This is a genomic window from Marinococcus sp. LNSP9103-4, from assembly GCF_056034345.1.
This window is the reverse complement of sequence record NZ_JBQLIA010000020.1, coordinates 1-16,343: the sequence shown is the minus strand read 5'-3', so window position 1 is coordinate 16,343 and position 16,343 is coordinate 1. Positions and strand designations below refer to the sequence as shown.

Below are 16,343 nucleotides of genomic sequence, written 5' to 3'. Positions count from 1 at the left end.
CGTATCCCAATGGAATGACTGGTGTGCGGCTTTCATATACTCAACCTAACGTATTAACTTAAATAAAGCTTACCACTACGAGAAAACGCTGTCAATAACTTGTCACATAATTATTTTTGATTTTTCTGAAATCAAAAAGCCTACAAACCCCGTCTTTCAAGAGATTAACGCATTCCACTCTTCACAATTTTCAAGTTTCCGCTTGATTCTCTGAAGCGCATTATCGATTGATTTATTTCTTCTGCCGAGCAGTCCGGACATTTCCTGATAGGAACGGCCATCGATGTACAGCTGCAGCACCTGCTGTTCGAGTTCACTCAGTACATTGCCAATTTTCGTTTCCATATCCTCCTGCTTCTCCCTGATAATCAGCAGATCCTCCGGACTTTTGGCGTGGGTCTCTACTAAAATATCGAGCAGCGGCCGTTCCGAGTCTTCCTCATACACTGGTTTATCCAATGAAATATATGAGTTCAGCGGCGAATGCTTCTGCCTCGTCGCCGTCTTTATAGCTGTAATGATCTGCCTCGTAATACACAACTCAGCAAAGGCACGGAATGAGGATAGTTTGTCTCCCCGGAAATCTCGTACAGCTTTGTACAGCCCTATCATTCCTTCTTGTATAATATCTTCATAATCTCCCCCGATGAGAAAATAAGATCGCGATTTCGCCCGCACCAGATGCCGGTATTTCTCAATCAGTCGTTCTAACGCCTGGTTATCGCCTGCACGTGCAAATTCAATCAATATTTCATCTTCGGTTCGGGTAGTTTGACGTTGTTCCGGTTTCTTGAGGTCTGTACTCAATACAATCCCTCCGCCCATGCGCGTAGTAGTGTAAATATAGCAATCATTATATCGGAGTGTTCATAAGAGCGTCAACTGCCTACAGATCCCTTTTGCGCCATTTGTCGAAAATTTCTGCCATTTCTTCCGTTATAGGAAGAGTAGTCTTATGAATTGCTTTTTTTTGATTTGCAAGCTGTTCTTCAATGCCTTTTTCAACAAGCTTTGCTTCATGCCGGAGCTCCCGGGCTGATTTTCTTAATGCCCCGCTCCCAAACGTCATTGACTGTTCGGCATAATCAGAGGTGGCGACGTGTACTCTTGTTTCCACATTTTTTAACTCTCCAACTAATTTTTCGATGCGCTCATCAGCTGTCTCGTGTTCTCTCGTATATACGACCTCCACACGTTTCAGCTGATAGTTTTTTCCGATACCGGGGACCATGTGGGCATCGAAAACAACAATAACTCTCCATCCTTTATACGCCTGGTATTCCGCCATCGCGTCAATAAGCCGGTCCCGTGCTTCTTCAAGATGACCGGCCCGGAGCGGCTTCAGCTCCGGCCAGTCGCCAATTACATTATATCCATCTACGAGAAGAATGTCCTTCATGGTGTCTGCCTTCCCTTCTCCTGGCGTTTGCGCAGCACTTCGTACATTAGAACACCACCAGCGACAGAAGCGTTCAATGAAGTAACCGGTCCGTGCATCGGAATCTCTACCAGAAAGTCACAGGCTTCCTTTACGAGCCGGCTCAATCCCTTACCCTCATTTCCGATTACGAGAGCAAGAGGCATATCCGCCTGCATCTGCCTGTAATCAGAGGCATTTTCTGTGCCTGTCCCGGCTATCCAAAGACCTTTTTCCTTTAATTCATCGAGCGTCTTATTAATGTTAGTGACCCGGACTACCGGCACGTACTCGACGGCTCCTGCTGATGTTTTTACCACAGTCTGGGTCACACCTGCCGCCCGCCTTTTCGGAATAATGACGCCGTGCACGCCGGAGGCATTCGCGGTTCGTATCATGGACCCCAGATTATGAGGGTCCTCCACCCCGTCCAGTACGAGGAAAAAAGGATCCTCATTCTGTTTTTCTGCTTTACGGAATAAATCATCCAGCCCTGCATACTGATACGAAGGGACAGCAGCTGCCACTCCCTGATGCACGCCTGCATCGAGTTCATCGAGTTTTTTCTTTGAAACCTCCTGAACCGTTATGCCTTTTTTTCCTGCGAGAGCGCGTATTTCCTGTGCTGCTCCTTTTTTGGAAGTGTCTGCGATCATAATTCTTTCAATTTTCCGGTCGGCTTTTAACGCTTCTATAACAGGATTTTTCCCCGCGATCCATTCCTGGCTCATAATGACTGGCCTCTTTCTTGTGTTTTGTCTATCGCAAATGCAATAATTTCGTTCACCCGTTCCTGTCTTCCGGCAAAATACAGATACCCAAGCATTGCTTCAAACGCCGTACTCATGCGGTAGGTGGCCAGATCCGCATTTTTGGGGATGCTTCCGGATTTCGCGTTACGTCCCCGCCTGGCTACGGCTGTCTCCTCTTCAGTTAAATACCCTTCATCCCACATGGACCGAAGCACTTCCGCCTGTGCCTGAGCCGATACGTAGGAGGTAGCCTGCTTATGCAGCTCCTGCGGCCGAACTTTCCCTTCCGAAATTAAATAATGACGGATGTGGGTTTCAAGCACTGCATCTCCCATATAGGCAAGCGCCAGCGCATTTAACTGCTTTTCATCCACTTTACTATAGTTTATCATGTTATTTCCTCTTCCACCGGGTTCCCTGCGGCGTATCTTCCAATAAAATTCCGTCGTTCTCGAGCTGGTCCCGGATTTCATCGGCACGGGCAAAGTTTTTGTTTTTTCTTGCTTCCACCCGTTCTTCGAGAAGCTGTTCAATATCTTCGTCGAGCATTTCTTCTTCTTTTTCCAAAGAAACCCCCAGGACGTTTCCGATTTCTGTCATCGTTTCAATAATTGCGTCCAGCGAATCAATACTTGTCTGCGGCTGCTGCATGTATTTATTTGCTTCCCGGGCCAGGTCAAAAAGCACACTGATGGCATTTGCCGTGTTAAAATCATCGTCCATTTCCTCCAGAAAGCGCGCTTTCGCCCGTTCTGCTGCTTCCCGTCCTTCCCTGCTGCCGCCGTCCGCGCTTTCGCCCCGGCGGTGCTTGACGTTTTCAATCGTCGAACGAAGTCGTTCCAGCCCGGCCCTGGCTGATTCAAGCAGGTCGTTGTCAAAGTTAATAGGATTGCGGTAGTGCGCCTGCATCATGAAAAAGCGGATTACTTCCGGATCGTGCTGCTGAATCATGTCATGCACCAGCACGAAATTACCGAGCGATTTCGACATTTTTTCATTGTTAATATTAATATAGCCGTTATGCATCCAGTAGTGGGCCATCGGTTTTCCGGTCAATGCTTCCGTCTGGGCAATTTCGTTTTCGTGGTGAGGAAATTTTAAATCCTGGCCGCCGGCATGGATGTCGATAGTATCTCCCATATATTTTTTCACCATCGCCGAGCATTCAATATGCCAGCCCGGGCGTCCTTCGCCCCACGGGCTGTCCCAGGCGATTTCGTTTTCCTTCGCTTTTTTCCAGAGCGTGAAGTCCATCGGGTCCTCTTTCTGTTCGCCTATTTCAATCCGCGCGCCCATCTGCAGATCCCCGACAGACTGGGAGGAAAGCTTCCCGTAGTTTTTGAATTTCTTCGTGCGGTAATACACATCACCGTTTGATTCATAGGCAAATCCTTTTGCGATCAGCTGCTCGATAAACTCAATCATTTCTGTCACTGTTTCGGTCGCCCGTGGATGAAGATCCGCTTTTTCAACTCCGAGCGATTCGATATCTTCAAGGTACGTATCAATAAAACGATTAGCGAGCACAGGCACTTCTTCATTCATTTCCTGCGCAGCTTTAATAATTTTGTCATCCACATCGGTAAAATTCGACACGTAATACACATTGTATCCACGGTAGATCAGATAGCGGCGGACAGCATCAAAAACGATAGCAGGACGGGCGTTGCCGATATGAATGTAGTTGTACACAGTCGGCCCGCACACATACATCGTAATCCGGTCCGGGTCTATCGGTTGAAACAGCTCTTTTTGATTAGTTAACGAATTGTATATATGAATCGCCATTACTGCTCTCTTCCTTTCACCGATTGTTCGCGGTTTGCACTTTTATGTTCCGGGAGTTGTTCTTTCAGCAGCTCGATTTCCTCTTCGAGTGAACGGATCTTATCAGCCACCGGATCCGGGAGATTCTGATGGTCGAGCGAGTTTCTGTTGATTTTCACGCCATCCTGTACAACGACCTTTCCCGGAATGCCGACGACCGTCGAGTTGGGCGGCACTTCATTCAATACGACCGAGCCCGCACCAATACGGGAATGCTTACCAATCGTCATGGAACCGAGTACTTTGGCGCCGCTTGCGATTAATACGTGGTCTTCAATCGTCGGATGCCGCTTGCCTTTTTCTTTGCCCGTGCCGCCCAGAGTAACGCCCTGGAAAATCGTGACATTATCGCCAATTTCACATGTTTCTCCGATAACGACCCCCATGCCGTGATCAATAAACAACCGTTCGCCGACCACCGCTCCCGGATGAATTTCAATTCCGGTGACAAAGCGGCTGAGCTGAGAGATCACGCGGGAAAGAAAAAACATCTTTTTCTTCCACAGCCAATGAGCGAAACGATGAGACCATACTGCGTGTACCCCCGCATACGTGAAGACCACTTCCAGACGGTTTCTCGCTGCCGGATCCTGGTCAAATACGACGTCCAAATCATTTTTCAGCGTTTTCCACATGGTGCTTCCCCACTTTCTATTCCTTCTCTCAGGCTTTCATATTATATGCTTAGTATATCAATAAAAAAAACGTCTCTGTGCGAATTCGCACAGAGACGCTTTAAAGCGCGGTTCCACTCTGTTTAAGCGCCGGGACAGACGCTTCTCTTTTTGCCGTAACGGGGCACACTCCGCCGCTGCCTACTATATTCAGCAGAGGACTCCAGGACGCATTTCAAAAACCGGCTCAGTGCCCTCTCTCAGCCAACGGAGAGCATCTCTGTATAAAGCCTGTTGTTTTTTACTTCTTCCTGTCATAGTTTTACCGATATTTATTTAGGAGGAGATAACCTGCTGCAGTCTTGCCTGCACGACGTTTCTTCCGAGGAGCGAAATGGCTGCCGGGAGCTCGGGTCCGTGCGTCTGCCCGGTCGTCGCCACCCGGACTGGCATAAATAGCTGCTTTCCTTTATAGCCTGTCGCTTTCTGGGTAGCTTTTACCGCTTTTTTCACCGTTTCCGGTTCAAAATCCGGAGCCTCGTCAAGCTCTTTCGAGAAGTGCTGAAGTACGGTGCTTACATGCTCCTGCTCGAGTACTTCCCGGGCTTCCTGGGTATAGTCGATTTCTGTTTTGAAGAACAGATCTGTCAGATCGACAATTTCTGCTGCATAGTGCATTTGTTCCTGATAGATCCCGACAAGCTGCTTCAGCCACTCGTACTGGTCTTCCGAAAGTTCTGCCGGCAGCTTTCCTGCTTCCTGCAGATGCGGAAGTGCAAGCAGCGTAAGACGTTCTGTGTCCACTTCTTTTACGTACTGGTTGTTCATCCAGGCAAGTTTGTCCGTATCAAAGACCGCCGGCGCCTTCGAAACCCGCTCAAGTGAAAACTGTTCTTTTAATTCTTCAATCGTAAACAGCTCCTCTTCTCCTTTTGGAGACCACCCGAGCAGTGCCAGAAAGTTCACGATAGCTTCCGGAAGATATCCAAGATCACGGTACTGTTCTACAAATTGAATAACGGAGCCATCACGCTTGCTCATTTTTTGGCGGTTCGGATTCAAAATCAGTGAAGCGTGGGCAAAACGCGGCTTTTCCCAGTCAAAGGCATCGTAGACCAGAGCCTGCCGCGGCGTGTTGGAAAGATGCTCTTCTGCACGGATGACGTGGGAAATTTCCATCAAATGATCATCAATCACTACCGCAAAGTTGTATGTTGGTATGCCGTCTTTACGGGCGATGACAAAATCACCGATATCGTTGGATTCGAAAATAACATTTCCTCTTACAACATCATCAATGATGACGCTCTGTCCTTCAGGAACACGGAAACGAACGACCGGCTTAATGCCCTGGTCTTCATATGCTTTCCGCTGCTCTGGTGTAAGATCCCGATCCCGTCCGCTGTATTTCGGCGCTTCCCCGCGGGCCATCTGTTCCTCTCTTTCCTGGGCAAGCTCTTCTTCTGTCATATAATCATAGTAGGCCTTGCCTTCATCGAGAAGACGCTGGACATATTCTTTATACAGTCCGATTCGCTCCATCGACTGATAAGGAGCATGCGGGCCGCCGACATCCACACTTTCATCCCATTCAATGCCAAGCCAGCGCAGGCTTTCCATTAAACGGGCCGTAGCGTCTTCCACATTACGCTCCTGGTCTGTATCTTCAATCCGCAGAATAAAATCTCCGCCCTGGCTTCTCGCGAATAAATAATTAAATAATGCCGAGCGCGCTCCGCCGATATGAAGATGGCCGGTTGGACTCGGAGCAAACCGTACACGTACTTTTTCACTCATTTCCTTCACCCTCCGTAGACTTTCTGTTTTTTATATTCTCTATTTTTACGTATATTTAATCGGCTGGCTGCAGAAGTACAACAGCATGAGCAGCAATACCTTCTTTTCGGCCGACGAATCCTAGCTTCTCTGTGGTCGTCGCTTTTACATTCACCTGGTCCTCTGCTTGTGCTTCAAGCAGTTCGCCGATACGCTTTTTCATTTCCGGAATATGCGGAGCCATTTTTGGCTGCTGGGCCAGTATAGTCGCATCGACATTTCCAAGCTTCCATCCCTTTGCTTTCACAAGACTGCAGGCATGAGCAAGCAGGTCCGCAGAATCAGCATCTTTAAATTCCGGGTCCGTATCCGGGAAATGCCTGCCGATATCGCCGAGCCCGACTGCCCCTAGTATCGCATCTGTTACTGCATGAAGTAAAACGTCTGCATCCGAATGTCCGAGCAGTCCTTTATCGTGAGGAACGTTTATCCCTCCCAGGATTAAAGGCCGTCCTTCCTGCAGCTGGTGTACATCATATCCATGTCCAATTCTCATTACTTTCTTCCCTCTCTTCGCTTCTGCAAAATCGCCCGGGCTACCACCATGTCTTCAGGAGTGGTCAATTTAATATTATCGTAGCTTCCTTCCACAATCTTTACCGGCCGGCCCATATATTCCACAAGGCTGGTATCGTCTGTGCCAATAATCTGGTGGGTTGCTGCGTAATCGTAGGCTTCCGTCACCACCGCTGCCTGAAACGCCTGCGGGGTCTGTACCGCCCATAAGCTGGAACGGTCGATCGTTTCAAGCACCGTCTCCCCATCTGTACGTTTGACGGTGTCTTTCATTTTTGTGCCAAGCACTGCTGCCCCTGTTTGCTCTGCCTGTTCCACGAGGCGGTGAATATCTTCCTGTTCCACGAATGGGCGGGCCCCGTCGTGCACCAGAACGACCCGGTGCTCGGGAAGAAGGCGTTTCAAGCCTTCGTGCACACTGTTCTGTCGCTCATTTCCACCTACAACCACCTGCTTCACCTTCCGAATGCCCCACTCTTCGAAAAGCTCTTCCATGTCATAAATTTCTGAAGCATTGGCAACAACAATAATTTCTTTACACCACGGATCCTGCTCGAAAACAGATGCAGTATGAATTATTAATGGCCGTTCTTCTAAAACGAGAAACTGTTTATTATGGCCTGCCAGCATCCGTTTTCCCTGGCCGGCTGCAGGAATGACTACCGCATAGTTCATAGTACCTCTCCAATTTCAAGACATTATGTTCCCGTTGTATGTATTGCTTTTTCTCTGCTTTTTTAGCAAAGTCCGCCTGTTAATAATATGCTGATACCCGAAAAACGCTGTATTTATTCTACCGCACCGCTTATCAAACATTAATTTTACCAAAACTTCCCCAATAGGAAAAGCTGCCAGCTGTTTATATTTGGTGGAAATCCGCATGAAAAAACCCTGTGCAGGCACAGGGCATCTCATTATAAAGCTTTTTCGCGTTTCGATACCTTTGGTTTTGCAAATATCATCCGTCCCGCACTTGTCTGCAGGACACTCGTGACTACCACTTCTATTTCCTGGCCGATATAGCCTTTGCCGCTTTCGACTACAATCATCGTGCCATCGTCTAAGTATCCAATCCCCTGGCTTTGTTCCTTGCCGTCTTTGATCACCTGGACCATCATTTCCTCACCAGGAAGAACCACCGGTTTGACTGCATTAGCCAAATCATTGATGTTTAATACACTGACGCCTTGAAGGTCGCACACTTTGTTTAAATTAAAATCATTGGTGACGACAATACCATTTCGCACTTTCGCAAGTTTTACCAGCTTGCTGTCCACTTCATGAATGTCTTCAAAATCGGCGTCCGTAATCTCTACTTCGATAGGAAGCTCCTTCTGAATACGATTTAAAATATCGAGTCCTCGACGGCCCCGGTTACGCTTTAATACGTCTGAGGAATCCGCAATATGCTGAAGCTCTTCAAGTACGAACTCCGGGATCACCAGCTTCCCTTCAATAAATCCTGACTGGCAGATATCTGCAATGCGCCCGTCAATAATCACACTTGTATCGAGCAGCTTCTCCCACGCCTGGCTTTCTTCTGAAGCTGCTGCTGCAGCCAGCGCTGCTTCTTCCTTTGCTGCAGCGTTTTTTGAGCTTGAAAAAAGGCCCAACAGTTCATCACGCTTTTTAAATCCAATCTGAAAGCCAAAATAGCCGCAGAAAAAGGATAAAAATAGGGGAAGAACGGAATCAATTACTGGAATACGGATAGAATTGAGTGGAAGAGAAATTAGAAAGGCAACCACCAGGCCGAAAATCAGTCCAAGCGTTCCAAACAGCACGTCTGTGACAGGAGCTTTCACGACCTTTTCTTCAAGGAACCGCATGCCGTTGACAATTGGCGTCGCGATCCAAAGGCTCACGGCCCAAAACACAAACCCAACGATTACCGCTCCTACAACAGCACCGATATAGGCATTGTAAACCCATTCAGGAAAAGTATAAAAAGGAAATAAAGAAATAAGTTCAGGAATATAAAGGAATCCTAACGTAATACCGGCAAGAACAAAAAATAATTGTACAATCTTTTCCAACACTTTCCAAACACCTCCTTAAGTGTATTATAAACATTTTTCCTCTGGTACAAACCACTAACGTCATATTTATCATAACTTTGGACAATTTGATACAATATGTTCATGAGATTGTTGAATTTTCTTAATTATTAGGAAAAAGGATAGAGAAGGTCCCCCTATGCAATCAGGACCTTCATCTTTAATTTATCTAAGCGGCGCTGGTTCGAGTGCAGCATCAAGTGCTTCTTCAAGCGTTTTGACGCCTACTACCTGAATGCCTTCCGGAAATGTCCAGCCCCCGATATTCTTCGATGGAATAATCGCCCGCGAAAACCCGAGCTTCGCTGCTTCTTTCACGCGCTCCTCCACCCTGGAAATACGACGGATTTCTCCGGTAAGGCCGACTTCTCCCATAACAATATCCCCCGGGTTTGTGGATTGATTCCGAAAGCTCGAGGCAACGCATATAGCAATACCAAGGTCGACTGCCGGCTCGTCGAGCTTCACGCCTCCGGCGACATTAATATAGGCATCCTGGTTTTGAAGAAGCATGCCAAGACGCTTTTCAAGCACTGCCATCAGAAGCGCAATCCGGTTCTGGTCGATTCCTGTAGCCGTCCGGCGCGGGTAAGCATAGCTGGTAGGGGCGATCAGCGCCTGCAGTTCTACAAGCACCGGCCGGGTCCCCTCCAGAGAAGCTACAACAGCTGATCCCGAAGTACCCTCCGTCCGCTCTTCAAGAAAGATTTCTGAAGGATTTGTTACTTCCTTCAGTCCAGCCTCCTTCATTTCAAATATTCCAATTTCGTTCGTCGAACCAAATCTGTTTTTAACGGCCCGTAAAATCCGGTACGTATTATGCTGTTCGCCTTCAAAATAAAGCACAGAATCCACCATATGCTCGAGCATTTTAGGTCCGGCAATGGACCCCTGCTTGGTCATGTGTCCTACAACAAATACAGCAATGCCCTGATTTTTTGCAATGTGCATAAACGTCGACGTCGATTCACGCACCTGCGCTACGCTCCCGGGCGCCGACTGGATTTCATCCGAATGGACGGTCTGAATCGAGTCGATAATCACAAGATCCGGCTTCACTTCCTCCATCGCAGCTTCAATGCGCTCCATGTTCGTTTCTGTAAAGACAAACAGCGTGTCTGCTTCCACTCCGAGCCGTTCCGCTCTCATTTTCGTCTGCTTGACCGACTCCTCTCCGGAAACATAAAGGACACGGTACTTCTGAGAAGCAAGCAGAGCAGAAACCTGCAGAAGCAGCGTTGACTTCCCAATTCCCGGATCTCCCCCAACAAGTACGAGTGACCCGGGCACGATGCCCCCGCCTAATACTCTGTTTAGTTCGCCTACAGACGTTGAAATGCGGTTTTCCTTTTCTCCGGTTACCTGGGTAATCGGTGTCGGTTTGTCAGCTTCGCTGAATACATTTGCCGCCGGGCGGCGGCCTGCTTTCGATGACGGTGCTTCTTTTTCCTCTACCATCGTATTCCAGTTGCTGCAGGCAGGACAGCGCCCCATCCATTTTTGGGTTTCATACCCGCACTCCTGGCAGACAAATTTTGTTTTAGCTTTTGCCATACGATCCTCCTCTTTTACTACGGGCTGTATCTATTTTTCGTTTCGATTCCACGTAATTTTATCGTTCATAAAAAGAAAAACAGCTGCCCCCTGACATTAATATGCCACAAGGCAGCTGTTTCGAGTATAGCTTTATTGCGCTTTCGCTGTGCCTGATTTTGTTTCAACGATAAATTCATCGTCTTTCACGTCAATCACAGCAGTGTTGCCTTCTTCAAGCGTACCTTTAAGCAGTTCATCGGACAAACGGTCCTCCACGTGACGCTGCAGAGCACGTCTGAGCGGGCGGGCCCCGTATTCAGGATCGAAACCTTCGTCAGCAATTTTATCAAGTGCTGTTTCAGTAATTTCAATGCTGATACCATGCTCTTCCACACGCTTTTTAAGCTGCTCTGTCATTAAGCGCACGATCTTTTTGATGTGCTCTTTTTCCAGGCTGTGGAAGACAATGATTTCATCCAGACGGTTGATAAATTCAGGACGGAAGGTGTTTTTCAGCTCGCCCATGATTTTATCCCGCATATCATCGAATTTCTGCTCGGTGGACTGGGCAGCGAAGCCGACACTTTTATTTTGACGCAGAGTACTTGCCCCGACGTTTGATGTCAGAATCAGCGCTGTATTTCTAAAGTCGACCCGGCGTCCTTTAGAGTCGGTAAGAAAACCGTCTTCAAGTACTTGAAGCAGAATGTTAAATACTTCCGGGTGAGCTTTTTCGATTTCATCCAGCAAAATTACGGAGTACGGGTTACGGCGCACTTTTTCTGTCAGCTGTCCGCCTTCTTCATAGCCGACATAGCCTGGAGGAGAACCGACCAGGCGGCTCGTCGCGTGGCGTTCCATATATTCGGACATATCGATTCGGATAATCGATTCTTCATCGCCAAACAATGTTTCTGCAACAGCGCGTGCCAGCTCCGTTTTACCTACACCGGTAGGCCCGAGGAAGATAAAGGAGCCGATCGGCCGTTTTGGATCTTTCAATCCGGCACGGGCACGGCGCACTGCTTTGGAAATAGCATTGACTGCTTCGTCCTGGCCGACAACCCGGTTATGCAGGATGTCTTCCATGTGAAGCAGGCGGTCCGTTTCTTCTTCTGCGAGCTTGGATACTGGAACGCCTGTCCAGCTTGAAACCACCTGAGCAATGTCTTCTGTCGTAATCGCAGAGTTTTCCTGCCCCTGTTTTTCTTTCCATTCGTTTTTCATCTCTTCGACTTCCGCCCGAAGCCGCTGTTCGGAATCACGGAGTGAAGCCGCTTTTTCAAATTCCTGACTCTGCACGGCCGCATCCTTTTCCTTACGCGTTTCTTCGAGATTCTGCTCGAGTTCTTTCAGGTTCGGCGGCGCTGTGTATGAGCGCAGGCGCACCCGTGAACCAGCTTCGTCGATTAAGTCGATTGCTTTATCCGGAAGGAAACGGTCCGAAATATACCGGTCGGATAATTTTACTGCCTGTTCAATCGCCTCGTCTCCGATAGTTACCCGGTGATGGGCTTCGTAACGGTCTCTCAGTCCGGCAAGAATTTGAATGGATTCTTCAAGTGTCGGTTCGTCCACCTGAATTGGCTGGAAACGACGTTCAAGCGCAGCATCTTTTTCAATATACTTGCGGTACTCATCCAGGGTGGTGGCACCGATGCACTGAAGCTCTCCTCGTGCGAGTGAAGGCTTCAGGATGTTCGAGGCATCGATTGCACCTTCTGCACCGCCGGCACCGATTAATGTATGCAGTTCATCGATGAACAGCAGCACATTTCCGGACTGACGAATCTCTTCCATTACTTTCTTCAAACGGTCTTCAAATTCACCGCGGTATTTTGTGCCGGCAACAACAGTACCCATATCGAGAGTCATAACCCGCTTATTGCGGAGTGTTTCCGGCACTTCATTGGAAACGATCGACAGAGCGAGGCCTTCAGCGATAGCTGTTTTACCTACACCAGGCTCCCCGATAAGAACCGGGTTGTTTTTCGTCCGGCGGCTTAATACCTGAATAACACGTTCAATTTCCTGGCTTCTTCCGATTACCGGATCAAGGCCTTCTTCTTTAGCTACTGCCGTCAAATCCCTTGCTAAACTGTCAAGAGTCGGCGTGTTGGCACTTCCACCTGCTCCCGGAGCCTGCTGGCTTCCGGAGCTCGAAGCCCCTTCATTGCTTCCGAGAAGCTGAAGCACCTGCTGGCGGGCTTTGTTCAGACTAACTCCAAGATTATTCAGCACCCGGGCTGCAACGCCTTCTCCTTCCCGGATTAATCCAAGCAGAATATGCTCTGTGCCGACATAGGAATGGCCAAGCTTTCGTGCCTCATCCATGGAAAGCTCAATAACTTTTTTCGCCCGCGGGGTATAATGAATCGTTTTCGACCCCTGCTGGCCTGTGCCGATAAGGGTTTCCACCTCCTGCTGAATCTGGTCTGTATCCAAATTCAGTGCCTGCAGAGCTTTTGCAGCAATGCCCTCACCTTCACGTACTAAACCGAGCAGAATATGCTCTGTTCCTATATTATTATGGCCAAGGCGGATAGCTTCTTCCTGAGCTAGCGCCAGTACTTTTTGCGCTCGTTCTGTAAAACGGCCGAACATCATGTTGCACGCACCTCCTACGCATTAGTAAATCTATAGTTCAAGTTTTATTCTCTCACGGATCACATTTGCCCGTCTTATATCTGCTTCTTCCTGACTCAGTGATTTTCCTGCATACTGCTCAAGAAAACCAGGCTGAGTCAGTAACATAAGTTCATTCAAAATATTACCCGGAATCCCTTTAATTAAATCCAGATCGATACCAAGCCTTACATCTGATAAACGGTTAGCAGCCTCTTTTGTCGTCATTGTCCGGCTGTATGCAAGGATACCGTAGGATCTGAACACCCTGTCTTCGAGCTTTAACCTTGAAGAGCTGAGCAGAGACTCGCGTGCATGGCGTTCTCTTTGAATCACCTGCATTACTACACCGCGCAGATCTTCGATAATATCTTTTTCAGATTTTCCCAGTGTCATCTGGTTGGAAATTTGGAAAAGATTGCCTAGTGCTTCACTGCCTTCTCCGTAAATGCCTCTTACGACCAGGCCAAGCTGGTGAATAGCCGGGAGAATACGGCTGAGTTGATTGGTCCAGACTAACGCAGGCAGGTGTACCATTACTGAAGCTCTCATACCTGTCCCTACATTCGTCGGGCAGCTTGTTAAGTAACCGAGCCGTTCGTCAAACGCATAGGTAAGGTTAGCCTCTGCCCAATCGTCCAGACGGTCAGCTTCATTGTAACATTCTTCAAGCTGCATACCGTTACTCAGACATTGAAGACGCAAATGATCTTCCTCATTAACCATAATACTGATTGATTCATCGTTATTCAAAAGAACAGCACTATGTTCCATATTTTTTATTAAATACGGGCTGACAAGATGCTTTTCCACCAGTACCTGCCGTTCATTCGGACGAAGCTCATTCATATTCAACGCTTCAAGAGAGCCTACTTCTTCTGACTGATTCAACAGAGTGGAGGAAGCATAGCGCAGAAGTGTTGCACTTGCTTCTTCTGAAGCAAAAACAGGAAAGGGGTACTGCTCTATATTACGGGCAAGCCGGATCCGGGTGCTGAGGGCAATATCGCCTTCCGGTCCCGGCCCTTCCTGCATCCACGGACTGATCGCTTCTGAAAAAAAGTGCTCGGATGCCATCAGCTGTCTTCCTCCCTTCCCTGAAACTGCTTTTCAAGGGTACGGATTTCGTCTCTTAATTCCGCAGCTTTTTCAAACTCTTCATTTTGGACGAGAATGTTAATCTGTTGTTTTTTCTCCTCGAGCTCTCTTTGGGCATGCAGCTTCTCGTGCCTGTGTTTTGGGACCTTGCCGGTATGATTGGTATTGCCGCTGTGCACCCGGCGAAAAACAGGCGTCAGCTTCGACTCAAATGCGTGATAGCAATGAGCACAGCCCAATCGGCCGGTTTTAGTGAACTGCTTATACGTCAGTCCGCAGTTGTCGCATGTCAGCGGCCTGTTTGTGTTTGTTTTTTTCGGCTGTTTTTTTTCAGCGTTTCCAGCTGTACTGGGCTGGTCCATGTTTAGTAAGTCCGACAATAAATCCTGGATGGTATAGCCGCCCGCAGCCGACATGAAAGAATGCTCTGTTTCAGAGGATTCCCCCTGTTCTTTGGCACACTCTTCGCATAAATGAAGCTCTGTTTTAGCTCCATTAACGATTTTCGTATAATGCAAAGAGGCCGGACGCTGACCGCAATTCTGGCAGATCATATATCTTCCCTCCCTTATTCATAGCGCAGACTTTCTATCATAGCTTGCATAATCCGCGCACGAACAATATCCCTTTCTTCTGGATACTTTAAGGCCAGTATAGACCTATCAACTGCCGCAAGCATCAAATTTGCTTCACGCTTATTCACCACGTTTTCCTCAAACAAACGCATAATAACGCTCTCTGCTGTTCTTTGGTCAATACCGTGCCCTACAAGATCTGAAACTTGCCGAAGCAGTTCTGCGTGATCTGAAATTTTAGCCCTTGTAATTCGTATATACCCGCCACCACCACGTTTACTCTCTACTACATAGCCTTTTTCAATAGTAAAACGCGTGCTTATGACATAGTTAATCTGGGAGGGGACACACTCAAAGCGCTTTGCAAGTTCACTTCTTTTAATTTCAATTAGATCCTGTTCACTCTGTGTTAAAATTTGTTTCAAATAATTTTCAATAACATCAGACATGCTTTTCATTCCCGCGACCTCCTCTCCGCCCCGGTTCGTCTTGCTATTATCAAAAAATTGATTTTGACTATCTTTGACTATAATATATAATATTATTCAACTGTTTTCAAGCTAGAGACGAGCAAAATGAAAAATCCGTCCTGCAGTATGTTACTCATAGGACGGATTAAGCTCTATTTCTTTTATGCTTTCTATTTTATATAAAGACTCATACAGTTCTGTTTCAGCTATCCCCTCCGGCAGTTGAACTTTAATATAATAATGAAGCAGAGGGGCTTCGTCTTCATCAAATTCCTTGCCCTTTATTTTTTGAACTTGAACTTCCATGCTTTCCAGACGTTGAATCGTCTCGCCGAGCTCATTTGCCTCTTTGTTCATAGCTATAAACAATACGTCCGTATCAGAAACGTTTTTAAACCATTTGTCTACGTGGTTTAAAAAGATAAGACTTGTCAATACAAGAACTGTAGCGGCAATACCAGCAAAAAACATGCCTGCTCCTATAGTCAAGCCGATAGCAGCGACTATCCAGATGGAAGCAGCAGTAGTCAGCCCCCGGATAGAAGCACCCTGGACTATAATGGTACCAGCGCCGAGGAAGCCAATACCACTTATTACATAAGAGGCCAGACGTGAAGGATCATAAGCAACCAAATCCCCGTTTTGGTTTAAATAATCCTGAAAGCCAAATAACGCAAGCAGCATCACTAAACAGGAACCGGTCCCAACCAGCATGTGGGTCCGAAAACCAGCTGGATGGCCTTTCGATTCACGTTCAATTCCTATTACTCCCGCCAAAAAGGCAGCAAGAATTAAACGAATGAGTATCGTAATTGATTCATATTCCATCCACTGCTCCACCTGAGTCACATCCTTTCATTTATTATACCTTATCTTTTTTACTTTGTTTAACGCTTCATGGTATAAAAAAACCGCTTCCCCAAAAAGGGAAACGGTTGAACTCGCCCGGCAGCGATCTACTTTCACGGGGGGAGAACCCCCGGCTATCATCAACGCTGAAGAGCTTAACTTCCGTGTTCG

At 47.5% G+C, this 16,343-nt stretch carries 16 protein-coding genes, 1 rRNA gene and 1 other annotated feature; all 17 genes read right to left on the bottom strand.

The features are described 5' to 3' along the window. Positions 1-156: 156 nt before the first annotated feature. A complete protein-coding gene (gene sigH / locus ACTRXG_RS12815) occupies positions 157-825 on the bottom strand; it encodes an RNA polymerase sporulation sigma factor SigH (protein ID WP_474263619.1) in 669 nt (222 codons plus the stop codon). Between the two features lie 61 nt (positions 826-886). Next, positions 887-1,399, bottom strand: coding sequence for an NYN domain-containing protein (locus ACTRXG_RS12810; protein WP_474263616.1), 513 nt, complete (start codon positions 1,397-1,399; stop codon positions 887-889). Next, entirely contained in the window at positions 1,396-2,148 is a 753-nt protein-coding gene (gene rlmB / locus ACTRXG_RS12805) for a 23S rRNA (guanosine(2251)-2'-O)-methyltransferase RlmB (RefSeq protein ID WP_474263614.1), read from the bottom strand. The genes ACTRXG_RS12810 and rlmB overlap by 4 nt, the downstream gene beginning before the upstream one ends. Then, complete coding sequence (locus tag ACTRXG_RS12800) at positions 2,145-2,561, bottom strand: Mini-ribonuclease 3 (RefSeq protein WP_474263612.1); 417 nt, start codon at positions 2,559-2,561, stop codon at positions 2,145-2,147. Before ACTRXG_RS12800 ends, rlmB begins: the two co-directional genes overlap by 4 nt. Position 2,562: 1 nt before the next feature. Beyond that, complete coding sequence (gene cysS / locus ACTRXG_RS12795; protein ID WP_474285345.1) at positions 2,563-3,957, bottom strand: cysteine--tRNA ligase; 1,395 nt, start codon at positions 3,955-3,957, stop codon at positions 2,563-2,565. After that, a complete protein-coding gene (epsC, locus tag ACTRXG_RS12790; RefSeq protein WP_474263608.1) occupies positions 3,957-4,631 on the bottom strand; it encodes a serine O-acetyltransferase EpsC in 675 nt (224 codons plus the stop codon). The genes cysS and epsC overlap by 1 nt, the downstream gene beginning before the upstream one ends. 88 nt (positions 4,632-4,719) lie before the next feature. After that, positions 4,720-4,937 (bottom strand) — a binding site (T-box leader). Between the two features lie 9 nt (positions 4,938-4,946). Beyond that, positions 4,947-6,407: a glutamate--tRNA ligase gene (gltX, locus tag ACTRXG_RS12785; protein WP_474263606.1), complete on the bottom strand. Its 1,461-nt coding sequence runs from the start codon at positions 6,405-6,407 to the stop codon at positions 4,947-4,949. A gap of 55 nt (positions 6,408-6,462) precedes the next feature. After that, entirely contained in the window at positions 6,463-6,942 is a 480-nt protein-coding gene (ispF, locus tag ACTRXG_RS12780) for a 2-C-methyl-D-erythritol 2,4-cyclodiphosphate synthase (protein ID WP_474263604.1), read from the bottom strand. After that, positions 6,942-7,637, bottom strand: coding sequence for a 2-C-methyl-D-erythritol 4-phosphate cytidylyltransferase (gene ispD, locus ACTRXG_RS12775; protein ID WP_474263602.1), 696 nt, complete (start codon positions 7,635-7,637; stop codon positions 6,942-6,944). Before ispD ends, ispF begins: the two co-directional genes overlap by 1 nt. Before the next feature lie 239 nt (positions 7,638-7,876). Then, complete coding sequence (locus tag ACTRXG_RS12770) at positions 7,877-9,001, bottom strand: PIN/TRAM domain-containing protein (protein ID WP_474285344.1); 1,125 nt, start codon at positions 8,999-9,001, stop codon at positions 7,877-7,879. Positions 9,002-9,184: 183 nt separating this feature from the next. Beyond that, positions 9,185-10,573 carry a DNA repair protein RadA gene (radA, locus tag ACTRXG_RS12765; protein ID WP_474285342.1) on the bottom strand — a complete coding sequence of 463 codons (1,389 nt, stop codon included), beginning with the start codon at positions 10,571-10,573 and terminating at the stop codon, positions 9,185-9,187. Positions 10,574-10,705: 132 nt separating this feature from the next. Beyond that, complete coding sequence (clpC, locus tag ACTRXG_RS12760) at positions 10,706-13,162, bottom strand: ATP-dependent protease ATP-binding subunit ClpC (RefSeq protein WP_474263597.1); 2,457 nt, start codon at positions 13,160-13,162, stop codon at positions 10,706-10,708. Positions 13,163-13,192: 30 nt separating this feature from the next. After that, positions 13,193-14,257: a protein arginine kinase gene (locus tag ACTRXG_RS12755; protein ID WP_474263595.1), complete on the bottom strand. Its 1,065-nt coding sequence runs from the start codon at positions 14,255-14,257 to the stop codon at positions 13,193-13,195. Then, the gene (locus tag ACTRXG_RS12750; RefSeq protein WP_474263592.1) at positions 14,257-14,832 is read right to left on the bottom strand and encodes a UvrB/UvrC motif-containing protein; all 576 of its coding nucleotides are present in this window, start codon (positions 14,830-14,832) and stop codon (positions 14,257-14,259) included. The genes ACTRXG_RS12755 and ACTRXG_RS12750 overlap by 1 nt, the downstream gene beginning before the upstream one ends. 14 nt (positions 14,833-14,846) lie before the next feature. Further along, the gene (locus tag ACTRXG_RS12745) at positions 14,847-15,311 is read right to left on the bottom strand and encodes a CtsR family transcriptional regulator (protein ID WP_322527264.1); all 465 of its coding nucleotides are present in this window, start codon (positions 15,309-15,311) and stop codon (positions 14,847-14,849) included. A 141-nt stretch (positions 15,312-15,452) separates the two neighbouring features. Further along, positions 15,453-16,151, bottom strand: a complete 699-nt coding sequence (locus ACTRXG_RS12740; protein WP_474285341.1) for an MgtC/SapB family protein — start codon at positions 16,149-16,151, stop codon at positions 15,453-15,455. Positions 16,152-16,266: 115 nt separating this feature from the next. Further along, positions 16,267-16,343 (bottom strand): 5S ribosomal RNA (gene rrf, locus ACTRXG_RS12735); the annotation flags it as partial.